The organism is Massilia sp. Root133 (genome assembly GCF_001426525.1).
Taxonomy (GTDB): domain Bacteria; phylum Pseudomonadota; class Gammaproteobacteria; order Burkholderiales; family Burkholderiaceae_D; genus Telluria; species Telluria orientalis.
Map to the genome: position 1 here is coordinate 313,711 of NZ_LMEW01000032.1, position 23,091 is coordinate 336,801.

A 23,091-nucleotide genomic window follows, 5' to 3' on the forward strand; every position below is an offset into this window, starting at 1 on the left:
CTCCTCATGCCTGCCGTGCATCGGCCAGCACGGACGCCAGCGTGCGCTGGACCAGCGGGACCTTGAACGCGTTGTCGCTCGTGACGCGCACGCCGGCCAGCAGTCCGTCCGTCACGGCCTGCGCGCCGCGCGGCATGGCCGCTTCCGCCGCCGGTACGCGCCAGGGCCGGTGCGCGACGCCGCCCAGCGCCACGCGCCCGCTGCCGTCCGGCTGCACGACCGCGGCGACGGACACCAGCGCGAACGCATACGACGAGCGGTCGCGCACCTTGTGGTAATAGTGCTTGCCGCCCAGCGGCTTCGGCAAGGTCACCGCCGTGATCAACTCGCCCGGCGCGAGGGTGTTCTCGATGTGCGGCGTGCCGCCCGGCAGGCGGTAGAAATCCGCGATGGGGATGGTGCGCGCCGAGCCGTCCGGGCGCACCGTTTCCACGCCCACGTCCAGCAGTTGCATGGCGACGGCCATGTCGCTCGGGTGCGTCGCGATGCACGCCTCGCTATGGCCGACGATCGCCAGCTGGCGCGTAAAACCGCCGATGGCCGAGCAGCCGCTGCCCGGCTTGCGCTTGTTGCAGGCCATGTTCGTGTCGTAGAAGTACGGACAGCGGGTGCGCTGCAGCAGGTTGCCCGCCGTCGTCGCCTTGTTGCGCAACTGCGCCGACGCGCCCGCGAGCAAGGCGCGCGACAGCACCGCGTAGTCGCGCCGCACGCGCGCATCGGCCGCGAGGTCCGTGTTGCGCACCAAGGCGCCCACACGCAGGCCGCCGTCCTGCGCCGGCGCTATCCTGTCGAGGCCCAGGCCGTTGACATCGACGAGGTGCGGCGGCGTCTCGATCTCCAGTTTCATCAGGTCCAGCAGGTTGGTCCCGCCCGCGATGAAGCGCGCGCCCGGATGCTGCGCGGCGGCGGCCGCCGCTTCCGCCGGAGTGCGGGCGCGCTGGTAGGTGAACGCCTTCATGCCGGCCTCCCCGCATATTCCGTGATCGCCTCGATGATGTTCGAGTACGCGCCGCAGCGGCAGATGTTGCCGCTCATGCGTTCGCGCAGCTCGGCCGGCGACAGCAGCGGTTGCGCGTCCAGGTCGGCGCTGGCGTGGCTCGGGACGCCGCGCCGGATCTCGTCCAGCGCGGCGACGGCGGAGCAGATCTGCCCCGGCGTGCAGTAGCCGCACTGGTAGCCGTCGTGCTTCACGAATGCGGCCTGCAGCGGATGCAGCTTCTCGGGCGTCCCGAGGCCTTCGATGGTCGTGACGTCCGCGCCCTCGTGCATCACGGCGAGGCTGAGGCAGGAATTGATCCGGCGGCCGTCCACGATGACCGTGCAGGCGCCGCACTGGCCCTGGTCGCAGCCCTTCTTGGTGCCCGTCAGGCGCAGGTGCTCGCGCAGCATGTCGAGCAAGGTGGTGCGCGTGTCGAGGTCCAGCTCGTAGCGCTGGCCATTTACACGCAACGCCACCCTGGCCGTCACCGGCGCCGGCGTGGCGGCGGCGGCGGGCGGCTGGCCTGGCTCCGGTCCCTGGGCGGACGCCATGGGCGGCAATGCCGCGGCCGTGGCGGACAGCGCGCCGCCGATCAGCAGGTCGCGCCGCGTCTGGTTGATGTCGCTCGAGTCGATCATGAGTACGCTCCCTCCTGTGTACGGCATCGTCGTCAGATTGCGCATATTAAATCCGATCGCCCGGGTACCCGTGCACGATACGCGCGTCCATGCGTAGATTCGGCATTTCCAACCAGTCACCGCCGGCCGGTAGCACATTCCGATACCGTACGGCGCACACCGTGCACCCGCCGCGACATGGCCTTGGCCCGGCCCGGAACGACGGGCAAGATGGCGCCACGTTCAAAAACAAGGAGGAATCATGAAGCGCCTGTTGCTTGCAACCCTGTTTGGCCTGGCCTGTGCAAGTGCCCATGCCGCCGATGCGTCGGCGCCGTCGCATGCCGCCAGCGAACTCGCGGGCAGCGTCGCACTCGGCTCGATCGCCGTCGTGGGCGTCACCGGCAGCGCCGTCGTGGCGAGCGTCGAAACCGTGGGCGACGGCATCGAGGTCGTGCTGGAGGGCGCGGGCCAGGCCAGCCGCGCCACCGTCCGGCTGTCCGGCGCGGCGGCGCGCGGCCTGTCGATCGGCGCCGGGACCGTGCTGCATGTGGTCGCCATGGCGGCCGGCCATGCGCTGGTCCTGTCCGGCAAGGTGATCGCGTTCATCCCGAACGAAGTCGGCCAGGCGTTGCTGCACCATGCGCGCGCGTCCTGACCGCCTGGCCGGGCTGGCCTGCGCGCTGATGTTGACGACGGCGCTGCCGGCGCATGCGGGCCAGGCCTGCCGCGACGAGCCCCTGAGCGTGGACGAAGTGCGCCGGTCGCTGGAACTCGCCCAACGCACGTTCGCCGCCCTCGACGCGAGCGGCGCCAGCGTCGCGATCATCGCCCGCGCCGGCCAGGACCTCAGCAAATACGGGGTGGAGTACTCGCACATGGGCATCGCCGTGCGCGACCATGCGGCGGGCCGCTGGACCGTCGTCCACGAGCTGAATACGTGCGGGACGGCGGACTCGGACCTGTTCGTGGAAGGCGTCGGCAATTTCTTCCTGACGGACCTGTACCGCTACCGGGCCCAGGTCGTGATCCCCGGCCCGGACGCGCAGGCGCGCGTGGCGGCACTCGCCGCGGGCCGCACGGCGCGTCGGCTGCACGAACCGCGCTACAACATGCTGTCCTACGTGTACTCGACCCGCTACCAGAATTCGAACCAGTGGGTGCTGGAGACGCTGGCCGCCGCCAGCGCGCCTGCGGGCGCCGTCGAGACGCGCGCCGAGGCGCAAGCGTGGCTGAAGGCCCAGGGCTACCGCGTGCCGACGGTGGACATCCCGGCCGTGACGCGCCTGGGCGCCCGCATGTTGCGCGCCAACGTGGCGTTCGACGACCACCCGTTCGACCGGCGCATGGCCGGGCAGATCGACACCGTGACGACGAACGCCGTCGTGAATTTCGTGCGGGAGCGCGATCCACAGGCACGCGTGCTCGTCGTCGAATAAATACGCCGATGTGACAATTCTTGAATTTTGCGACACATTCCGGCTGCTATCCTTGCCTCGTTCGACCCATGAGCGGGGATGGCGCGGACCGGCGCATCTTTGCAAGGATTTACACAAACCGTCAGCACCTTGACGGCCAGCGCGTCCATACTCCGGCGCAGGAAACGACACGAGACCATGCACCTGCCCGCCCTGCCCTACAAACAGCTCGCCGCCAGCCTCGCGCTGGCGGTCCCCATGCTGCTCGCCGCACGCGCCGGCGGCGACGTCGTCCCGGTGCGGGCGCCACTCGTGCGCGTCGCCACCGCGCCGGTGCTCCATCCGTCCGCGCCCGGGGCCGCGCACACGCCGTGAGCCTCGTCCTGCGCCTCGTCCTCGTCTGGCTTGCGCTGGCCTGGTCCGGCAGCGCCGCGGCATCCGGCTCGGAAGTGCTGCTCGAATTCCGCGACGACGCCGTGCTGGCCGAACTGCGCCTGCCGCTGCGCGATCTCGCGCTGGCGCTGGGGCGGCCGCTGCCGGCCTCGCCGCTCCCCGTGCGGGGCCGCCTGCATGCGGAACTCGCGCGCTACCTGGGCGCGCACATCGATCCCGTCAGCGCCGACGGCCGCCACTGGTGGGTGGAACTCGCGGACATGCGCGTCGCCGTCGATGCGGATCCGCAGGTCCTCGTCGCGCACGCGGTCCTCGTGCCGCCCGCCGGCGCCAGCCCGCGCAGCTTCGTACTCGGCTACGACGCCATCGCGCGCGAACTGCCCGGCCATCCGACCCGCCTCGCCATCCGCAGCGACTGGCACGGCGGCGTGCTGGCCAGCCACCCGGCCACGATCGCGCTGCTGGATGCGCCGCGCGGCCGCGTCGCCGTCGACCGGGGTCGCGATGGCGCCTGGCGCGGCTGGCTGGCCGCCTGCAGGCTGGGCGTGCGCCACGCGGCGGACGGCGGACGCTACCTGCTGCTCCTGCTCGTGCTGGCCGTGCCGGCGGCCGTGCGCTCGCCGTCCCTGCTGGCGCGCATCGGCACCGCGTTCGCACTCGGGCAGACGCTCGCCCTGCTGGCGGGCGCGCCCGGCTGGTTCCGGGTGCCCGCCGACATCCTCCACGCACTGGCCGCGGGCGCCCTCGTGCTGGCGGCCGTGCACGCCGTGCGTCCCGTGTTCGCGGGACGCGAGACGTGGTACGCCACCGGCTGCGGCCTGCTGTACGGCCTGGCCGCCGCCGGGACCGTGGGCGCGCTGGACCTGGACGGCTGGCAGCTGGCCGCCGCCATCCTCGCGTTCGCCGCCGGGTGCGCGCTCGCCCAGGCGGCACTGCTGGCCGCCACGCTCGCCGTGGCGGTGGCCGCGGGCCTGCTGGTGCGGCGCCGTACGGCGTGGCTGCCCGCCAAGCGCTGACGCCACGTCCACGACACTTGACGACGGCGCAACACCGGTGCTACTGTACTACCCGTACTAGTACAGTGAATTCACCATGACCCGACGTGCCCTTTTGATGCTGCAGATCGTGACCGGCGATCCGCGCCCCATCACCCGCCAGATCACCGACGGTATCAAGCGCCAGATCGCAGGCGGCGACCTGCTGCCGGGCGACGCGCTGCCCAGCGTGCGCGGCCTGGCGCAGCAGCTGTCGATCAACCCGAACACGGTGGCCAAGGCCTATGCCGAACTGACGGCGGAAGGCTGGCTGTTGTCCCGCACCGGACTCGGATTGTTCGTGGCCGAGCAGCGCCAGCGCCTGTCGGACGAGGAACGCGAACGCCGCCTGGCCGAGGCGGTCGACCGCTTCGTCAGCGACGTGATCGGCCTCGATTATCCGCAGCAGACCATCCTCGACCGCGTGGCGGCCGACCTTTCCAACTACGAGACGAAAAAAACCGCATGAGCGATTACGCCATCGATACCGAGGACCTGTGCCTCGTCTACAAGCGCAAGCCCGCCCTCGACCACCTGACCTTGCGCCTGCCGCGCGGCGGCATCCACGCCTTCGTGGGCGCCAACGGCGCCGGCAAATCGTCGCTGTTCCGCGTGCTGCTCGGCTTCGAGCCCGCCGCCAGCGGCCGCGCGCGCATCCTCGGCCACGACTGCCGCCGCCTGACGCCCGCGCTGCGCGAACGCATCGGCTTCGTCAACGAAGAGCACACGCTGCCGGCGTGGATGCGCGTGCGCGACCTCACGGACATGCAGCGCCGCCAGTACCCGCGCTGGAACGACGCGCGCTACGACGACGTGCTGGGCCATTTCAACGTCGAACCCGGCCAGCGCATCGGCGAGCTGTCGCGCGGCGAACGCGCGGGACTGAACCTCGCCATGGCGCTGGCGCAGGGCCCCGAGCTGCTGATCCTCGACGAACCCACGCTGGGCCTCGACGTCGTCGCCAAGCGCGCCTTCCTCGACGCCATGCTGCAGGGCACCCTGGACGACGCCGGCGCCACCGTCGTCTATTGCTCGCACCAGATGGACGAGATCGAACGCGTCGCCGACAACCTCGTGATCCTCGAGCGCGGGCGCATGCGCTACATGAGCGGCCCGGACGACTTCTGCGAGCGCATCCGGCTGTGGATCGCGGCGTTTCCCGCCAAGGTGCCCGAAGTCCGCCAGCTGCCCGGCGTGCTGCAGGTGCAGGTCATCGACGACCTGACCCACGTCGTCGTGTTCGACCAGGACGACAGCTTCGGCGCGCGCCTCAAGCTGCTGGGCGCGCACTCGGTCCAGGCGATGCCGCTGGGCCTGGACCGCGCCGTGAACGCCTTCCTCGCCCACGGTCACGCCCGGCCCGTGGCCAACCTGCTTGCCGCGTAAGGAGACCCCATGCTCGAATTCTTCCTCGCCGAACTGCGCCGTTTCCGGAACGGCGCCGCTGCGTACGCGCTCGCGAATTTCATCGCCCTGGCCGTGCTGCAGCAGATGCTGGACGTCCCCAACGGGCCGGTCGGCCTGCACATCATCATGCTGGGCTTCTACGTGCTGTCCGGCCACGCCCTCGCGGTCTACCAGTTCGGCAGCTACCGCCAGCCGAGCCGCTGGATCTGGCTGCAGCACCGGCCCGTCCACCGCGCCCGCATCCTGGCGGCCCTGGTGCTGGCGGCGGCCGTGCTGAGCGCCGTGGCCGTCGCGCTGCCCCTGTGCGCGGCGCTGCGCATCCAGGCGCATTACACCCGCAGCGTCGTCGACGCGCGCCACTACGCGGGCGCCGCGTACCTCGCGCTGTCCGCATTGACCGGGTGGCTGGCCGGCGGCTACATCACGCTGCACCGCAGCCGCTGGGCGTTCGTGGTCTTCGTGCTGCCCACCGTGCTGACGATCCGCCTGGCCACCGCCTCGACGGTGCTGGGACTGACGGCGGCCAGCGCCGCCATCCTGCTGGGACTCCTCTACACGGTATTCCGCCCGGGCCGCAGCACGGCGGACGACACCGTCGCCACCGCCGCCTCCGCCCTGCCGCTGCAGGCGTGCCTGTACGTCGCCGTGTTGTGGGCGGGCTCGATGCTGTACCAGGCGGGCCTGGTGGCCACCGGCACGCATCCGCAGGTCATGACGCCGACGCCCGCGGGCGGCCCGACGGCGGCGTACCGTTCGGACCCGGTGACGCGGATGAGGGCCGCGCTGGCGGGCAGCGCGGATCCCCGCGCGGCCGGGTGGCGGGCCGCGCTGGACGCGGGCACGATGGTCCGCGTCCCGAACGCCATTCGCCAATACGGCGTGCGCGGCATCCTGACGACACAGGGCCAGGTACGGTTCGTCAAGGGCGAAACCCTGTGGACGTTCAGCCACGACCGCATGCAGTACCGCGGCATCAATCCGCGCGACCGCACGGACCAGGGCACCTTCGGCGCGGGCGGCCCGGGCACGCCCGAACGCTTCGACACGGTGCCGGACGCCCTCGGCGACCGGCAGGGTCTCCAGTGGATGTACGACGCCCACAACCTGTACCGGGTCGAGCAACCGGGCATGCGCATGCGCCACGTCCTGCGCGTGGATGGCCAGGAGCAGGTAGGCGGCGTCGCCGTGCTCGGGCAGCGCATGCTCGTCCTCACCAACCGCCGCGTCGCGATCCTCGCCCCGGCGACCGCGGCACCCGTCTCCGCGACCGACGTGCGCCTGCCGCTCCCGTATGGCGACCTCGCGCTCGCGGAAGCCGCGCAGGTCCCCGACGGCATGCTCGTGAGCTTCGTGTACGGCCGGCGCCAGTTCGACGGTTCGCCCGCGTCGGACCAGGTGACCTACCTCGTCGACAAGACGGGCCGCGTGCAGGAAGTCAGCCGGCGCACGCTGGCGCACGACCTTCCGCCGCTGTTCGAGCACCGCGGTTGGTGGGTGTCGCCCGCGCTGCACGCGCTCGTGACGCTGCCCGACCTGCTGATCGACAACGGCAGCGTCCCGGACTACGGCGTCGGCCGGTTCGCGCCCCTGCTGCAGCCGCGTCCGGCCATCGTGCGGGCCGCCGCGCTCGTCGCCGCGCTCCTCGCCGGCGCGGGTGCGGCGTGGTGGACCCGGCGCGCGGGCCTCGGCCGCACGGCCCGCATCGCGTGGTGCCTGGCGTGCCTGCTGCTCGGCGTACCGGCGCTGCTGTCGCTGATGATCCTGCAGCCGCGGCGGCAGGCCGTGACGGCCGGCCAGGGCGCCATCTATACTGGCGGTTTTATCGACCTGCCAAGGAAGTCATGACCCGTCGCTCCCTGCCCGCACGCCTGCCCCTGCTTACCCTGCTGGCGGCCCTCGCATGTTCCGCCCTGCCCCCGGCCGCCCACGCGGCCGACGACGCGAAGCCCGCCCCGCGCGACCTGCGCGAAACGTACACCAAGTACGAATACCGCATCCCGATGCGGGACGGGACGAAGCTGTTCACCGTCGTCTACGTGCCCAAGGATGCATCGAAGACGTACCCGTTCCTCATCAACCGTACGCCGTACAGCGCGGGCGTGCGGGCCGAGGGCGAGCTGCACTACGGCGAGGACTGGTTCCCGAAGCAGATCGGACCGTCGAAGGAATTCGAGGACGCGGGCTACATCTTCGTCAAGCAGGATGTGCGGGGCCGCTACATGTCCGAGGGCAGGTGGCAGGAGATGACGCCGCACGTGAACCCGCGGCGGGCCGCCGGCGAAGGCCAGGAAAGCCAGGACATGTACGACACGATGGAATGGCTGCTGAAGCACGTCCCGAACAACAACGGCAAGGCCGGCATCTACGGCATCAGCTATCCGGGCTTCTACACGTCCGCGAGCATCATCGATTCGCACCCCGCGATCAAGGCCGCGTCCCCGCAGGCGCCCGTGACGGACCTGTACATGGGCGACGACTCCTATCACGGCGGCGCCTTCATGCTGGCCGCGAACTTCGGCTTCTACGCGTCGTTCACCGAGCAGCAGAACCCGACCCCGCTGCCGAAGACGTGGGCCGACTTCGACTACGGCGCCGCCGACTCGTACGACTTCTTCCTGAAGCACCGCACCTTGACGAACATCCTCGGCACGCTGACGGACAACCAGCGCGCATTGCTCGCGCCGACGATCGAGCACGACACCTACGACAGCTTCTGGCAGACGCGCGCCATCGCCCCGCATTTGAAAAACGTGAAGGCGGCCGTGCTGACGGTGGGCGGCTGGTTCGACGCCGAGGATCCGCAAGGCCCGTTCACGACCTACCACGCCATCGGGAAGAACAACCCGGCCATCTTCAACGGCCTCGTGATGGGCCCGTGGGTGCACGGCGGGTGGGCGCGCTACGACGGCAAGCAGCTGGGCCGGGTCTCGTTCGACAGCAAGACGGGCGAATACTTTCGCCAGCACATCCAGTTCCCGTTCTTCGAACAGCAGCTCAAGGGCGTCAAGCCGGCGCAGCCCATCGCGGAAGTGACGGCGTTCGAGACCGGCTCCAACGTGTGGCGCCGCTATACCGCCTGGCCGCCCGTGCAGGCGAAGGCGCGCACCCTGTACTTCGGTCAGAACGGCACGCTGGCGTGGCAGCAGCCCGCCGCGGGCGCGGGGTTCGACGAATACGTGTCCGACCCGAACAAGCCCGTGCCGTACATCGGCTACCCGGCCACGTCGGTGCCGCAGGAATACATGGTGTCGGACCAGCGCTTCGCCGCCACGCGCCCGGACGTCCTCGTGTACCAGACCGAGGTGCTCGACGAGGACGTCACGGTCGCCGGGCCCGTCACGCCGAAGCTGTTCGTGTCGACCACCGGCACGGACTCGGACTGGGTCGTGAAGCTCATCGACGTGTACCCGGCCGAGTATCCGGCTGGCGAGCAGCCGCCGCGTGGGAACGCCAACGACGTCGCGCCGCCGCGCGACACGCTGGCCGGTTACCAGCAGCTCGTGCGCGCGAATCCGCTGCGCGGCAAGTTCCGCAACGGCTACGAGCATCCGGAACCGTTCGTGCCCGGCAAGGTCGAGGCGATCAGTTACCACCTGGGCGACGTCAACCACACGTTCCGCCGCGGCCACCGCATCATGGTGCAGGTGCAGAGTTCCTGGTTCCCGCTCGTCGACCTGAACCCGCAGACGTTCGTCACGATCCCGAAGGCGAAGCCGGAAGACTTCAAGGCGGCCACGCAGCGCGTCTACCACGCGGCGCAGACGCCGTCGGGCCTGCAGCTGCTCGTCCTGCCGGCGCACTGAGTCCGGCACGCACGCTTTTGTGCAACATGCCGTATCAATACCGCCATTTCCATCAGTTAAAACTTGAACAAGTTCTCGAAATTGATGCAGAATGACGGCGATGTGCGGCCTCGGCAATGCCACCGCACGCCAACCGAGGAGCGGCCGTGCTGGTTACCGACACCCTTCCATCCAGGGGCCCCGGCGCATCGTCGGGTAATGGGCTGCGCTGGCTGGCCGCCGTCATCATCGCGATCCTCATTGGCCTCGCCACGCTGCCGTTCATTGCCAGCCGCGCGGCCGACGCCACGATGGACGCACTGCAATCCGCCGCGGACAAGCAGCGCGTCTACGGCCGCCTGCTGGACCTGCTGACCGACGCCGAGACGGGCCAGCGCGGCTACGTCATCACCGGCGATGCCGGCTTCCTCGATCCGTACCACGCCAGCGCCGCCGCGATACCTGCCGCCGTGCGCGACCTGAAGCCGCTGGCGGCCGGCCGCGGCGAGCAGGCGACGCTGGACGAGATCGAACGGCTGGCGCAGCGCAAGCTGGACGAGCTGGCCGCGACGATCCGCCTGCGCCGCGAGAGCGGGTTCACCGAGGCCGCGGCCATCGTCGGCAACCGCTCCGGCAAGGCGGACATGGACAGGCTGCGGCTGCTGATCGGCGAGCGGTCCGCCGCGCTCGAACGCGAGCGCCTGGCGCTGCGCGACCGGCTGGACACGACGCTCGGCTACAACTCGGTGATCGGCATCTGCGCGGGTGTCGCCAGCATGTTCATCCTCGGCAGCGGCCTGTTCGTCGTCACGCGCAGCCTGCACGCCGGCTCCGAAGCGGCCGACCACGCGCGCCGCCTCGCCGACGCGCAGGCCGACCAGGCGCGCCAGAGCCAGGCCCGCAGCGAGCGCCTCACCGTCACCGCCCGGATGCTGCAGGCGATGGACAGCCTGACGCGTACCGACGAATTGCACAGCGTGTTGCCGGCCTTCCTGCCCAAGGTGCTGCCCGGCAGCAGCGGCACCGTCTACCTGTACCGCAATTCGCGCGACTACCTGCAGCGCGCCGCGGCGTGGGGCGGCGGCCACCATGCGGAGCTCGTCAGCCCGAACCAGTGCTGGGGCCTGCGCTTCGGCCACGCCCATGCGGCCCAGACGGGCGACGACATGCACTGTCCCCATCTGGGCGACGTCCCGCCCGCGCCCGGCCACACGGACCTGTGCGTGCCGATGATTTCGCAGGGGGAGGTCCTGGGCCTGCTCTCGGTGAGCGTGCCGCAGGGGCCGGACACCGCGGTGGAACTCGCGGCCGCCACGACCATCAGCGAGCAGCTGGCGATCGGCATCAGCAACATCAACCTGCGCGAGGTCTTGCGGCGCCAGTCCACCGTGGACGAACTCACCGGCCTGTACAACCGCCGCTATTTCGACGAGACGCTGCGGCGCGAACTGTTCCGCGCCGAACGCATGCGCGCGTCGCTGGCCGTCGTGATGATCGACCTGGACCACTTCAAGCGCATGAACGACACGTACGGCCACGAAGCGGGCGACGTGGTGCTGCGCACCGTCGGGCGCTGCCTGCGCGAGGGCGTGCGCCGCAGCGACGTCGCGTGCCGCTACGGCGGCGAGGAGCTGGTGCTCGTGCTGCCCGAATGCGACGCGGCCGCCGCGCGCACGTGTGCCGAAACGCTGCGCAAGGCCATCTCCGCCCTCGACCTGCACCACGGCGACACCGCGCTGCCGCAGGTGACCGCGTCGTTCGGCATCGCACTGTGGCCGGCGCACGGCGAGGACGCGCAAGCGCTCGTGCAATCGGCCGACCGCGCGCTGTACGCCGCCAAGCACGGCGGGCGCAACCGGGTTTGCATGGCGTCGTGAGCCCATGCTAGGCTTGCCCTTTCGTTACCGTATGATGAGGCCCGTCTTGAAACGAACCGCCGTCTCGCTTTTCCTGCTGGCGCTGGCCGGCACCGCATTCTCCGCACCGTTGAAAACCGAGGTCGCCGGCAAGGTCGACGGCATGTACCCGTGGCTGGACGGCGTCTACAAGGACTTGCATGCGCACCCGGAGATCGCGTTCCAGGAAGTGCGCACGGCCGGCAAGCTGGCGGCGGAGATGCGCAAGCTGGGCTTCGAGGTGACGGAAAAGGTCGGCCGTACGGGTCTCGTCGCGATCCTGCGCAACGGCGCCGGGCCCACGGTCCTCGTGCGCACGGAGCTGGACGGCCTGCCGATGGAAGAGAAAACAGGCCTGCCTTATGCGAGCCGCGACCGCACGCAGGACGGCGCGACGTTCACGACACACAGCTGCGGCCACGACGTCCACATGGCCGCATGGCTCGGCGCCGCGCGCACGCTCGTGGAATTGAAACGGCAGTGGAAAGGCACGCTGATGTTCATCGCCCAGCCGGCGGAGGAAACCGTGTCCGGCGCCCGCGCGATGCTGGACGACGGCCTGTTCAAGCGCTTCCCGAAACCGGATGTCGCGTTCGCCCTGCATTCCTGGCCGCTCGCGTACGGCACGGTGGGCTTCGAGGCCGGGCCGGTGTCGTCCAACTCGGACGCGCTGGAGATCGAGTTCAAGGGCCGCGGCGGCCACGGCTCGGCGCCGGACAAGGCCATCGACCCGATCGCCATCGCCGCGCGCTTCATCGTCGACGTGCAGACGGTCGTCAGCCGCGAGAAGGATCCAAAGGCATTCGGCGTCGTGACGATCGGCGCGATCCGGGGCGGCACCGTGGGGAACATCATCCCGGACACGGTGCAGGTGCGCGGCACCATCCGCTCCTACAGCCCGGACGTGCGCTCAAGACTGCTGGACGGCGTGCGCCGCGTGGCGAACGCCTCGGCCGCGATGGCCGACGCGCCGGCACCTGACGTAAAACTGATTCCGGGCGGCGCCGCCATCGTCAACGACGCGGCGCTCGTGCGCCGCACGGAAGCCATTTTCCAGGACGCGTTCGGCGCGAAGAACGCCGTACGCATGCCCGCGATGACGGCCAGCGAGGATTTTTCCGCGTACGCGAACGAGGGAATCCCGTCGATGTTCTTCTTCACGGGCGTGTACGCGCCGGAGGCCGTGGCCGAGGCGCAGCGGGCGGGCGGCAAGCCGCTCGCGTTCAATCACTCGCCGTTCTACGCGCCCGTGCCGGAGCCGTCGATCAAGACGGCCGCCCAGGCCATGAGCCTGGCCGTGCTGGGCGCGCTGGCGCGGCCTTAACGCTTGAGGAGTGCCGCGCGCGCCTGTTCCCACGGCGTGCCCGCGAGCGCTTTCGCGCACTCGGCGCACGGCTCGAACGGATTGCAGGCGTGGTCCAGTTCGATGTAGTTGGCGCCGACCATGCGCTTGGCCGCGGCCGAGTCGACACGGCCGGACGGCGCGCCCTCCTTCAGCCATTTCTGGAAGGGTTCGAGAGCGACGCCCGTGGGCACGTACCAGCGCTTGCGGCCGGGATTCCAGCGGGCGCCGAGGGCGCGGGCCTCGTCTTTTTCTGCGTAGGGAACGTTCAGGAAGGTCATCCCGCGGATGCTAACCGATCCCGCGCCACCACGCAAACATTGGCGCATGCGATTTTCGATTATGATCGTCTTCCTCGTTTCTTTTCGGACCCCGACATGCCCGCCATCCGCACCCTGCACCCCGACGACTGGCCCATCTACCGCGACCTGCGCCTGCGCGCGCTGGCCGATTCGCCCCAGGCGTTCGGCAGCACGTTTGCCGAGGAATCGCAACGCACGGACGGCATCTGGGCCGCGCGCCTGGCCGCCCCCGCGCTCGGGTCGCACCTGCAGGGGTGGCCGTTCGCGGTGGAAGTGGACGGGACGCCGGCCGGCCTCGCATGGGTCAAGATGGAAGGCGCGCACGCCAGCATCTACCAGGTGTGGGTGGCGCCCGAGGCGCGCGGACGCGGCGTGGGTGCCGCGCTGCTGGACGCCGCGATCACGTGGGCCCGCGCGCGCAAGGCGGCGGAGGTCCGGCTCGACGTGACCGCGGGCGACGGCGCGGCGGCGCGGCTCTATCGCCGCATGGGATTCGTCGACGTGGGCGCGCCCGTGCCGATGCCCGGCAGGACGACGTTCGAACAGGCGATGGTGCTCACGCTGGGCGCGTAAGCGTCAGGCCGGAGGCTTCTCCGCGCTGGCCGCTTCCTCCTTCATCTCGCGATTGAGGAAGTAGTTCAGCGCCGTCCGGATCACGGCGATCGCGGCGAGCTTGCCGATGCGGTCCCACGTCGGCGCGACGGACGTCGACAGGACATCGGCCGCCAGCTGCAGTTCCAATGCGAGCGTGAGATAGCGCGCGAACGCCAGCCGGATCGGAATGAAGCTGCCGCCCCGGGCCAGCGCGTAGCGCACGAGCCCCACGATGACGATCACGACACCGGCCGCGATCACGCACGCACCCAGCGCTTCCACCAGCAGACGCAGCCACTCCACCCAGGCTCGGACCTGTTGTTCCGTTTGTTCGAACATTCAACGCCTATTGGCTGTACAGATAAGCCGCCATGTCGCGCGCTTCGGCCTCGGTCACGCCCAGGTCCGGCATGGCCGTATTCGGCACGATCTCGCGCGGATGGCGGATCCACTTCATCAGGTTGCCCGCGCTGTGCGGCAACACGCCCGCAATATAACCGCGCGAACGGATCTCGTCGAGGGGCGGGCCGACCTGGCTGTCCGCGTGGGCGATGCCCTTGATCTTGTGGCAGCTCGCGCAACCGTAGCGTGCCAGCAGTTCGCGGCCGTGGCGCGGATCGCCGCCCGTGATGGGCTCCGTCTTCGGCGGGGTCTTCGAACACGCGGCCAGCAAGCTTACGCACAGCAGGATGGTGAGCGGTCGCCACATCATGGTCGGACCTCCAGTGCGCGCGGCGCCGGTCCCTGGCGCAGCCAGCGGGCGCACAGCACGAGGCCCGCGATCAGGTAGGCGAGGCCGCCCGGGATCCACATGATGAGGCCACCCAGCTGCTGGTCTTCCAGCGGCGTCAGGCCGAACAGCTGCGCGCGGTTGCCGTACAGCGGATACCAGATCGTCTCCGACATGGTGAACAGGGCGCCGAGCGCGCCGGTGTGCATCATCGTCGTGAACAGGTAAACGATGGCCCCGCCGCGGCCGTGATGCCCGCCCTCGCGCCCCAGCACGGCCCACCAGAACAGCAGCGCCGTGGCGAGGAAGCTCGTGTGCTGCAGCGCGTGCATGCCGTTGTCGGCCAGCGCCAGCTGGAAGCAGGCCGGCACGTGCCACATCCACAGCGCCGCGAAGTGCAGCAGCCACGCATTCACGGGCGCCGTCAGCGCGCCCCACGCCGCGCGCACGGCGGGCCCGCGCGTGGCGGCCGCGATGCGCAACCGTCCCTCGGGCCCGAACGCCCATAGCCACAGCACGAGCGGACGGCCCAGCACGAGCAGCGGCCCCGCCACGATCATCAGGACTTCGTGCTGCACCATGTGGGCGGAAAACGCGTAGCTGCCGGCGCCGTCCAGCGGCGACGCGAGCGCCAGCACGAGCATCGCCCAGCCCGCGCTGAACCACGCGGCCTGGCGCGCCAGCCGGCGGCGTGCCCCGTGCGCGCGGGGCCATAAACGTTTCAGGCCCGCCGCGTACAGCAGCAGCGACAGCGCCAGCAAGGTCACGACCCACCATTCCGCACCCCAGCCGAGCGCCGGGCCGGCCGCAAGTTCGGCCCGGACGTCGTGGGCGCGCGCGGCGAGCGGTGCGAACGCCGGCAAAGCGATCAGGCGGCGCATGGCGACAGCACCCATTGCGGAAACCATTGCGCCAGCACGGCGAGGCAGCACAGCGCGCCGACCAGCGCGGCCACGAACGCGATGAACGGCGCCCGGTCCGGTACGTGGTCGCGCGCGGCTTCCCGTCCCAGGCTGCGCCCTTCTCTCCAGTTGCGCCACGCGGCCCGGCTCATCCACACGCACACGGCCAGCACGATGGCCGTGACGACGTTCGGCGCCACCATCGACTGGCGCGTGCACGCGGGCGTCACGAGCGCATACGTGATGGACAGGTTCGTGAGCGCCAGCGTGGGCGCGAGCAGCAGTGCCGGCCAGTTTCCCATCGTCCCTCCTTAAAAACGTGCGCCCCAGTAGATGACCGCGTAGATCGGCAGCCAGCTGAGGACGACGAAATACCAGTAGCCCGCGTTCTCGCTGACGTCCACGAAGCGCTTGCCTTCCAGCCGTCCGGTGAACATCAACACCGTCAGCACGAGCGAATCGTAGGCGTCGGTGATGAGGTGCGTCGTGTGCAGACCGAGCAGCATCCACACGACGGAGCCGTAGGCATCGGTGTCCCAGCGCGTGTTCAGCGCGCCGAACTCGAACACGCGCACGGTGAGGAAGCCGACCGACACCGCCATGCACACGGTCATCCACAACCGCACGCCCGCGAGGTCGAGGCGCTCGGCCGCCCGCTTGGCCATCTGGTTCGGCCACAGGCTCGCCAGCATGATCGCCGTGTTGACGGTCCCCCACAGCAGGTCGGGCGGGAACCGGCTCAGCGGCCACACGGTGGCATGGCTGCGCAGGTAGAAGTAGGCCATGATCGTCAGCGCGAACACGGTGCTCTCGACGGCGACGAGGCCCATCGTGCCCCACCACATCGGGCTGCGCACGCCGAATCCGAACGTCGGCAGGTTGGACACGTCGAGCGCCGCGCCCCGCTGCACCGCTTCCTTGCCCGACTTGCGGTTCTCGATGGGCGCGCTCATGGTGCGGACTCCGAACGCACGCGCTGCTCGACGACGGCGCGCTTGGGCCAGAACCACAGCGTCGCGCCGATCGCCACCGGCGCGGCGGCCCAGACGACGGCCCACGGCGTATAGATGGAGCCGACGAACAGGATCGTCGTCGCCACCGCCGACAGGAACGGCCAGATCGACGACGACGGCATCCACAGCCTGTGGTCGGGCTCGGCGTCGGTCACCGTGGTGACGAGGACTTCGCGCCAGTCGTTCGACATGCCGGTGACGTGCGTCGGCTCGGGTTGCGGCTGCCACAAGGGATAGCGGCCGTGCACCATCGGGATGACTTCGAAATTGCCCATCGGCGGCGGCGACGCGACGCTCCATTCCAGCGTGCCCGCGCCCCACGGGTCGGGGCCCGCCATCGCGCCATGCCGCAGCGTGCGCACGACGTTCACGAGGAACAGCAGCACGCTCACGCCGATCATCGCCGCACCGATGCTGGACACGAGGTTCAGGTCGCCCCACCCCATCTCGGCCGGATACGTGTACACGCGGCGCGGCATGCCCCACAGGCCGAGCAGGTGCATCGGAAAGAACGCGACGTTGAAGCCGATGAAGAACAGCCAGAAGTTCCAGCGGCCGAGGCGCTCGCCCAGCAGCCGCCCGGTGAACTTGGGAAACCAGTAATAGAATGCGCCGAACAGCGGGAATACGGCGCCGCCCATCAGCACATAGTGCAGGTGCGCGACGACGAAGAAGCTGTCGTGCAGCTGCGTGTCGAGCGACACGGACGCCAGCATCAACCCCGTCAGCCCGCCCATCACGAGGATGAAGAAGAACGCCAGCACGAACAGCAGCGGCGTCCTGAAGTTGATCCGGCCGCTGCCCAGCGTGGCGATCCAGCAAAAGATCTGCACGGCCGTGGGCACGGCGATGACGAGGCTGGCCGCCGTGAAGAACGTCTTGCCCAGTTCCGGCAGGTTGGTCGCGAACATGTGGTGCACCCACAGGCCGAACGCAAGGAACGCGGTCGTCACGAGGGCCAGCACCATGGCCGGGTAGCCGACGACGGGGCGGCGCGAGAACGTCGCCACGATCGCGGAGATGAATCCCAGCGGCGGAATGAAGATCAGGTACACCTCCGGGTGGCCGAAGAACCAGAACAGGTGCTGCCACAGGAGCGCATCGCCGCCCTTTTCCGGATTGTAGAACTGGGTGTCGACGAGGCGGTCAGTGATGAGCGCGGTACTCGCCAGCATCACGGCCGGCAGCGCGAACAGCACCATGAACGAGGTCACCAGCATGGCCCACACATACAGCGGCATGCGGTTCAGGCTCATGCCGGGTGCGCGCAGCTTGAGGATGGTCGCGATGATGACGATCGCCTCCATCAGGCCCGACAGCTCCGTGTACGTGATCATCTGGGCCCAGAAGTCCACGCCCTTGCCGGGCGAGTAGCGCAGGCTGGACAGCGGCACGTACGAGAACCAGCCGGCATCCGGCCCGGCGCCGGCGAAGAAGGCGGCGTACAGCATGATGCCGCCCATGGTGAAGATCCAGTAGGCGTAGGCGTTCAGCCGCGGGAACGCGACGCTGCGCGCGCCGATCATCAGCGGGACCAGGTAGACCGCGACGGCCTGCATCACGGGCACGGCGAACAGGAACATCATCGTCGACCCGTGCATCGTGAAGATCTGGTTGTACATCTCCGGCTTCAGGAGGCCGGCGTCCGGCTGCGCCAGTTGCAGGCGGACCAGCAGCGCGAGCACGCCGCCCAGCAGGAAGAAGATCATGGTCGTGACCATGAAGCGCTTGCTGATCGTCTTGTGGTTGATGGCCGCGAACCAGCCGTAGAGTCCCGGCGGGTCGCGCCACGTGCGTTCCAGCGCCGTGGCGGCGGCCGGGTCGGCATGCGGAACGAGGCGTGGGTCGGATGCGGTCATCGGAGAGTCTCCAGGTAAGCCAGCAGGGCTTGCAGGTCGTCGGGCGGCAAGGCATTGGCGGGCATGTTCACGCCCGGCTTGAGCGCCTGGGGATCGCTGATCCAGCCCGCGAGGTGGCCGCGGTTGTTGGGGAACATCCCGGCGCCGATCGTCCGGCGCGACGCGAGGTGCGTCAGGTCCGGTGCGATGCTCCCTTGCGCCGGCGTGCCCGCGATCGCGTGGCAGCGTGCGCAATTCGCATTCAGGAAAACGGCGCGGCCGCGGCGGGCCGCGGCGTCGCCCGGTTCGCGCGCGTTCTGGCGCTGGTTCGCGGCCCAGGCATCGTAGCTGGCGGGCGGCACCGCGTGCACGAGCAGCGCCATCAGCGCATGTTCGAGGCCGCAGAATTCCGCGCACTGCCCGCGATACGTGCCCGCGTGGTCGGCTCGCAGGTGCAGGGTGGCGGTGCGGCCCGGGATCATGTCCTTCTTGCCCGCCAGGTTCGGGATCCACAGCGTATGGATCACGTCATCGGCACGCAAGGTGACGATGACGGGACGGCCCACGGGAATCGTCAGCTCGTTCGCCGTCGTGAATTCACGGGCGCCGTCCGCGTCGCGGTAGCGCGCTTCCCACCACCACTGGTGGCCCACGAGTTCGATGTCGATGGCGTCCCGCAGCGGCAGCCGGGCCAGCGCGCGGCTCGTGAAGACGTCCCCCGCCAGCAGCACGAGGAGGCCCACGATGCACGCACCGGTCGCCCAGCCGATCCGGTGCCAGATGCGCCGCTCGGGCCCTTCCAGCGACGACGTGTCGGGTCGCGTGGCCGCGTCCGCGCGTGGCGCGCACCAGACGGCGATGATGGTCGCGACCACGATGGCCACGAACACGAACGTGCAGAGGGCCAGCGTGCCGTTCCACAGCGCGCCGATGTGGGCCGCCTGGGCGCCGGCGGCACGCAGCGCATCCTGCATGCCGCTCGCTTGCGCAACCGGCTCGAATGTCATGTGCCTCCCTGAAAAAAAGGTCGAATCTGGATGCCAAAATGTCTACATTGCAGATATACCTTTTTTTCGGCCGTTCCCGCGCACGAATGGCGGCCGCGATACCGCCTTGCTACCCCTTCAGCGGCACAGCGCGTCGAGGCTGCCAACCGGGTCGACGGCCGGCAGCCCTGCCAGGTCGATGCCCGCATCCTGCGCGCGCCGCTCGATCATCGCGCCGTTGCCGGCACCCGGACTCGGGATGCGATAAGCCGCGTCGGACTGCGCCTGGTCCAGCGTCACGTAATGCGCGCCCGCCGCGTCCAGGCGCTTCATCACTTCCGGCAGGGTGGCCGCGCTCCAGGCGCCCATGTGCGTCAGCAGCACCTGCGGAATCATGCGGCCGTACACGCGCTGCGACATGGCCTTCGTGCGTGCCAGTTGCTGGTCGATGCGGCGGTAGTAGCTCGCCTTCATGCCGTCGATCGCGGCCTGGTCGCCTTTGGCCACGCAGCGCGCGTACGTCTCCGTGTACGCCCAGTCGTCGAAGCCGAGGGTCACGTCCGCGACGCGGTAGCCGCGCGCCTTCAGCCACGCCAGCGCATCGTCGTGGCGCGCGCCCTTGCCGCCCGCATCGAGGAACGGGTAGCGCAGCACATGCCAGTCCTTGCCGGCCATGTATTTTCCCAGCACGGGTTCGTTCTTGCGCACGTCGTCTTCCCAGGCGTCCAGCGAGGCCGCCTGCGACAGGCCCATGTGCGTGTAGCCGTGGTTGCCGAGCGGGTAGCCGGCCTTGCGCCACACGTCCAGCGCGGCGTCGCTGTCCGCCTCCTTGCCGAGGGCCACGGCATTGACGAAGCCCCAGGCCTCGGGCACGCCGTGCGCCCTGAACGTCGCGACGTGCGAGCGCGCGATCTCGGCGCGCGTGATGTCGGCCGGCTTGGAACCGTGCGAAGGCAGGTCGTCGACCGTGATGGCGACGTCGAAGCGGCTGCCCGATTCGGCGAGCGCGCTGCCGCAGGCGAGTGCCAGTGCACACAGGAGGATGGATTGTTTCAAGGTTGTCTCCATAATTAGTTCGATCAATGCATTATTGCCCGGATAGCCCCGGGCAGGCAACGGCATGGAGAACGCTATATGATCGCAAGGATCGACGTCCATTCAACGGAAAAAAAACGCATGCAGACACGTTTCGCCGCCACCCTCCTCGCCGCCGTGTTGGCCGCGCCCGTCTTCGCCGCGCCGCGCGCCGTGGTCGCCGACCCGCCGCGGGCGCCGGGCCGAAGCCGACGATGGTGCTGCTGCACGGCCTGCCCGGCAACGAACAGAATCTCGACCTCGCCCAGGCCGTGCGCCGCGCGGGCTGGAACGTGCTGACCCTGCACTACCGCGGCAGCTGGGGCTCGCCCGGCCGTTTTTCCCTCGCCGGCGCGGGCGAGGACGTCGAGGCCGCGATGGCGTACCTGCGCCGGCCGGACACCGTCGCGCAATACGGCGTCGACCTGCGCCGTATCGTCGTCGCGGGCCACAGCATGGGCGGCTTCTTCGCCGCGCGCTACGCCGCCACGCACGACGGCGTCGCCGGCGTCGTGCTGCTCGACCCGTGGAACATCGGCGCCACCGGCAAGGACGTGGCCGCGCATCCGGAGACGCGCCAGGATGCCATCGCGGACCTGGGCGACGACTTCGGCAACAGCCTCGCCGGCACGGACGCCGCCGCGCTGATGGCGGAAGCGGAGCGCCATGCGCGCGACTGGGACCTGCTCGGCACGGCGCCCGCACTGGCGGGCAAGCCCGTGCTGATCGTCGGCGCGGAACACGGCAACGCGGGCCAGGTGTTGCCGCTGGCGGCGGCGCTCGGGGCACAGCGCGGCGCGCAGGTGCGGGCCGTCACGCTGCCCAGCGACCATGCGTTCGCGGACCAGCGCATCGGGCTCGCGGGCATCGTCGTCGACTGGCTCGCCGCGCGCCGTCCGCGCACCGCGCCGAAATGAACGGCGCCCGTATTGACGGGCGTCCTGCGCGATTGGATGATTGACTTTACTTTCGCGGGCGGGGTAGGATGAAATCGATTTCAATTTCATAAGACCCAAGGAGACTGCATGTATTCGTCGCGCCCGCGCCTTCCCACCGCCCTCGCTTGCGCCGCCCTGCTCGCAACGGGCGCCGCACACGCGGCCGCCGGTATCGAAGTGAACCAGCTCGGCTTCCTGCCGGCCGCGCAAAAACTGGTCGTCGTGCCGGCCGGCGCGAACGAGCGCTTCAAGGTCGTCGATGCCGGCAGCGGCAAGACCGTGTTCGAAGGCACGCTGGGCCCGGCCGCGACGTGGGACGCATCGGGCGAGCGCGTGCGCATCGCCGATTTCTCCGGCCTGCGCACGGCCGGCAGCTACCGGGTGGCGGTGGCGGGTCAGCCGGATTCGCCCGTCTTCGCGATCGGCGCCGAACCGTATCGCGCGCTGGACGCCGGCGCCATCCACGCCTACACCTTGAACCGCGCAAGCATCGCGCTGGACGCGCGCGTCGCGGGTCCGTACGCGCGGCCGCTGGGCCATCCGGACGACAAGGTGCTCGTGCACGAATCGGCCGCCTCCGCCAAGCGGCCGGCCGGCACTGTGATCTCGAGCCCGAAAGGCTGGTACGACGCGGGCGACTACAACAAGTACATCGTCAACTCCGGCATCAGCACGTACACGCTGCTGGCCGCGTACGAACACTTCCCGGCCTGGTTCGACAAGCTCGCGGTCAACGTGCCGGAGTCTGGCAACGGTGTGCCCGACCTGCTGAACGAGGTGCAGTGGAACCTCGACTGGATGATCACCATGCAGGATCCGGACGACGGCGGCGTCTACCACAAGCTGACGAACAAGAGCTTCGACGGCATGGTGATGCCGGACCGCGCGACGGCGCCGCGCTACGTCGTGCAGAAGACCACGGCCGCGGCCCTCGACTTCGCGGCCGTGATGGCGACGGCGAGCCGCGTGCTGGCGCCGTTCGACGCCAAGGCGCCGGGCCGGTCGCAGCGTTACCTGGCCGCGGCAGAGCGCGCGTGGCGCTGGGCGGTCGACCATCCGGCCGTGCTGTACCGCCAGCCGGCCGACATCAAGACGGGCACCTACGGCGACGAAAAGGTCGACGACGAATTCTCGTGGGCCGCGGCCGAGCTGTATATCGCGACCGGCAAGGACGAGTACCGCAGCCGCGCCCTTGCCCAGGCGGCGGGCGTGCAGACGGAACCCGGGTGGTCGGACGTGCGCCCGCTCGGCTGGATCTCGCTCGCGCAGCAGCGCGCGCGCCTGAAGAACCCGGCGGACGGGGACGTCGCCCGCACCCATATCCTCGCGGCGGCCGACACCTTGCTGGCGCGCTGGCAGGCGTCGCCCGCGCGGCTGTCGCTGGCGAAGTCCGACTTCGTCTGGGGCAGCAATGCCGTGCTGCTGAACCAGGCCATGATGCTCGTGCAGGCCTACCGCCTCACGAACAAGGCCGACTACCTGAACGCGGCGCAGTCGGCGCTCGACTACACGCTGGGCCGCAATCCGCTCGGCATCAGCTATGTGACGGGCTTCGGCACCCGTTCGACCCTGCATCCGCACCACCGCCCGTCGGAAGCGGACGGCATCGCCGCGCCGGTCCCCGGCTGGCTCGCGGGCGGTCCGAATCCGGGCCAGCAGGACGCCAAGGATTGCAAGGACGTGTCGTACGCATCGAAGCAGCCGGCCCTGTCGTACCTGGACCATGGCTGCAGCTACGCCAGCAACGAGATCGCGATCAACTGGAACGCGCCGCTCGTGTACGTGGCCGCCGCGCTGCAAGCGCTCCAGCGCTGACGCGGGACATCCGCGGCTCCACTAACGTCGCC

At 69.9% G+C, this 23,091-nt stretch carries 24 protein-coding genes; 13 read left to right on the top strand and 11 right to left on the bottom strand.

Annotated elements, in window-relative coordinates; all coding sequences use genetic code 11:
• Positions 1-4: 4 nt before the first annotated feature.
• Both ASD28_RS22010 and paoA read right to left on the bottom strand, forming a co-directional pair.
• The gene (locus tag ASD28_RS22010) at positions 5-958 is read right to left on the bottom strand and encodes a xanthine dehydrogenase family protein subunit M (protein WP_056133330.1); all 954 of its coding nucleotides are present in this window, start codon (positions 956-958) and stop codon (positions 5-7) included.
• The gene (gene paoA / locus ASD28_RS22015; RefSeq protein ID WP_056133332.1) at positions 955-1,617 is read right to left on the bottom strand and encodes an aldehyde dehydrogenase iron-sulfur subunit PaoA; all 663 of its coding nucleotides are present in this window, start codon (positions 1,615-1,617) and stop codon (positions 955-957) included. Before paoA ends, ASD28_RS22010 begins: the two co-directional genes overlap by 4 nt.
• Before the next feature lie 241 nt (positions 1,618-1,858).
• On the opposite strand from paoA, the gene ASD28_RS22020 reads away from it, so the two are divergent.
• The 10 genes from ASD28_RS22020 to ASD28_RS22060 all read left to right on the top strand — a co-directional run bounded on the left by ASD28_RS22020 (position 1,859) and on the right by ASD28_RS22060 (position 12,849).
• Positions 1,859-2,254, top strand: coding sequence for a hypothetical protein (locus ASD28_RS22020; RefSeq protein ID WP_056133334.1), 396 nt, complete (start codon positions 1,859-1,861; stop codon positions 2,252-2,254).
• Positions 2,238-3,035, top strand: coding sequence for a DUF2145 domain-containing protein (locus ASD28_RS22025; RefSeq protein ID WP_056133337.1), 798 nt, complete (start codon positions 2,238-2,240; stop codon positions 3,033-3,035). The genes ASD28_RS22020 and ASD28_RS22025 overlap by 17 nt, the downstream gene beginning before the upstream one ends.
• Before the next feature lie 78 nt (positions 3,036-3,113).
• Positions 3,114-3,389 carry a hypothetical protein gene (locus tag ASD28_RS32325; RefSeq protein ID WP_160410463.1) on the top strand — a complete coding sequence of 92 codons (276 nt, stop codon included), beginning with the start codon at positions 3,114-3,116 and terminating at the stop codon, positions 3,387-3,389.
• On the top strand, positions 3,386-4,423 hold the full coding sequence (locus tag ASD28_RS22030; RefSeq protein ID WP_056133340.1) for a HupE/UreJ family protein: 1,038 nt from the start codon (positions 3,386-3,388) through the stop codon (positions 4,421-4,423). Before ASD28_RS32325 ends, ASD28_RS22030 begins: the two co-directional genes overlap by 4 nt.
• A 76-nt stretch (positions 4,424-4,499) precedes the next feature.
• On the top strand, positions 4,500-4,910 hold the full coding sequence (locus ASD28_RS22035) for a GntR family transcriptional regulator (RefSeq protein WP_056133343.1): 411 nt from the start codon (positions 4,500-4,502) through the stop codon (positions 4,908-4,910).
• The gene (locus ASD28_RS22040) at positions 4,907-5,827 is read left to right on the top strand and encodes an ABC transporter ATP-binding protein (RefSeq protein WP_056133347.1); all 921 of its coding nucleotides are present in this window, start codon (positions 4,907-4,909) and stop codon (positions 5,825-5,827) included. Before ASD28_RS22035 ends, ASD28_RS22040 begins: the two co-directional genes overlap by 4 nt.
• A gap of 9 nt (positions 5,828-5,836) precedes the next feature.
• Complete coding sequence (locus ASD28_RS22045) at positions 5,837-7,693, top strand: hypothetical protein (protein ID WP_056133350.1); 1,857 nt, start codon at positions 5,837-5,839, stop codon at positions 7,691-7,693.
• On the top strand, positions 7,690-9,651 hold the full coding sequence (locus tag ASD28_RS22050) for a CocE/NonD family hydrolase (protein ID WP_056133352.1): 1,962 nt from the start codon (positions 7,690-7,692) through the stop codon (positions 9,649-9,651). The genes ASD28_RS22045 and ASD28_RS22050 overlap by 4 nt, the downstream gene beginning before the upstream one ends.
• Before the next feature lie 146 nt (positions 9,652-9,797).
• Positions 9,798-11,507 (top strand): diguanylate cyclase, encoded by a 1,710-nt coding sequence (locus tag ASD28_RS22055; RefSeq protein ID WP_056133355.1) that lies wholly within the window; start codon positions 9,798-9,800, stop codon positions 11,505-11,507.
• Between the two features lie 34 nt (positions 11,508-11,541).
• Positions 11,542-12,849, top strand: coding sequence for an amidohydrolase (locus ASD28_RS22060; protein ID WP_373994801.1), 1,308 nt, complete (start codon positions 11,542-11,544; stop codon positions 12,847-12,849).
• On the opposite strand, the gene ASD28_RS22065 is transcribed toward ASD28_RS22060, so the two are convergent.
• Complete coding sequence (locus tag ASD28_RS22065) at positions 12,846-13,148, bottom strand: DUF5710 domain-containing protein (protein ID WP_056133360.1); 303 nt, start codon at positions 13,146-13,148, stop codon at positions 12,846-12,848. The two genes, ASD28_RS22060 and ASD28_RS22065, sit on opposite strands and share 4 nt — an antisense overlap.
• A 96-nt stretch (positions 13,149-13,244) precedes the next feature.
• Here ASD28_RS22065 and ASD28_RS22070 point away from each other — a divergent pair, with 96 nt between their 5' ends.
• A complete protein-coding gene (locus ASD28_RS22070) occupies positions 13,245-13,742 on the top strand; it encodes a GNAT family N-acetyltransferase (protein WP_056133363.1) in 498 nt (165 codons plus the stop codon).
• A 3-nt stretch (positions 13,743-13,745) separates the two neighbouring features.
• On the opposite strand, the gene ASD28_RS22075 is transcribed toward ASD28_RS22070, so the two are convergent.
• The 8 genes from ASD28_RS22075 to ASD28_RS22110 form a co-directional block, all read right to left on the bottom strand.
• The gene (locus ASD28_RS22075) at positions 13,746-14,102 is read right to left on the bottom strand and encodes a DUF1622 domain-containing protein (RefSeq protein ID WP_056133366.1); all 357 of its coding nucleotides are present in this window, start codon (positions 14,100-14,102) and stop codon (positions 13,746-13,748) included.
• Between the two features lie 7 nt (positions 14,103-14,109).
• Positions 14,110-14,475, bottom strand: a complete 366-nt coding sequence (locus tag ASD28_RS22080; protein ID WP_082577054.1) for a c-type cytochrome — start codon at positions 14,473-14,475, stop codon at positions 14,110-14,112.
• The gene (locus ASD28_RS22085) at positions 14,472-15,374 is read right to left on the bottom strand and encodes a cytochrome c oxidase assembly protein (protein ID WP_162252953.1); all 903 of its coding nucleotides are present in this window, start codon (positions 15,372-15,374) and stop codon (positions 14,472-14,474) included. The genes ASD28_RS22080 and ASD28_RS22085 overlap by 4 nt, the downstream gene beginning before the upstream one ends.
• On the bottom strand, positions 15,362-15,697 hold the full coding sequence (locus tag ASD28_RS22090; protein WP_056133373.1) for a hypothetical protein: 336 nt from the start codon (positions 15,695-15,697) through the stop codon (positions 15,362-15,364). The genes ASD28_RS22085 and ASD28_RS22090 overlap by 13 nt, the downstream gene beginning before the upstream one ends.
• Positions 15,698-15,706: 9 nt before the next feature.
• Complete coding sequence (locus ASD28_RS32005) at positions 15,707-16,348, bottom strand: cytochrome c oxidase subunit 3 (RefSeq protein ID WP_056133377.1); 642 nt, start codon at positions 16,346-16,348, stop codon at positions 15,707-15,709.
• A complete protein-coding gene (ctaD, locus tag ASD28_RS22100) occupies positions 16,345-18,267 on the bottom strand; it encodes a cytochrome c oxidase subunit I (RefSeq protein WP_056133380.1) in 1,923 nt (640 codons plus the stop codon). The genes ASD28_RS32005 and ctaD overlap by 4 nt, the downstream gene beginning before the upstream one ends.
• Positions 18,264-19,253, bottom strand: coding sequence for a c-type cytochrome (locus ASD28_RS22105; protein WP_229411947.1), 990 nt, complete (start codon positions 19,251-19,253; stop codon positions 18,264-18,266). The genes ctaD and ASD28_RS22105 overlap by 4 nt, the downstream gene beginning before the upstream one ends.
• 117 nt (positions 19,254-19,370) lie before the next feature.
• Positions 19,371-20,288, bottom strand: coding sequence for a polysaccharide deacetylase family protein (locus ASD28_RS22110; RefSeq protein ID WP_056133383.1), 918 nt, complete (start codon positions 20,286-20,288; stop codon positions 19,371-19,373).
• A 233-nt stretch (positions 20,289-20,521) separates the two neighbouring features.
• Here ASD28_RS22110 and ASD28_RS22115 point away from each other — a divergent pair, with 233 nt between their 5' ends.
• Both ASD28_RS22115 and ASD28_RS22120 read left to right on the top strand, forming a co-directional pair.
• On the top strand, positions 20,522-21,223 hold the full coding sequence (locus ASD28_RS22115; RefSeq protein ID WP_056133387.1) for a S9 family peptidase: 702 nt from the start codon (positions 20,522-20,524) through the stop codon (positions 21,221-21,223).
• A 108-nt stretch (positions 21,224-21,331) separates the two neighbouring features.
• Positions 21,332-23,059 (top strand): glycoside hydrolase family 9 protein, encoded by a 1,728-nt coding sequence (locus ASD28_RS22120; RefSeq protein WP_082577052.1) that lies wholly within the window; start codon positions 21,332-21,334, stop codon positions 23,057-23,059.
• Positions 23,060-23,091 lie beyond the last annotated feature (32 nt).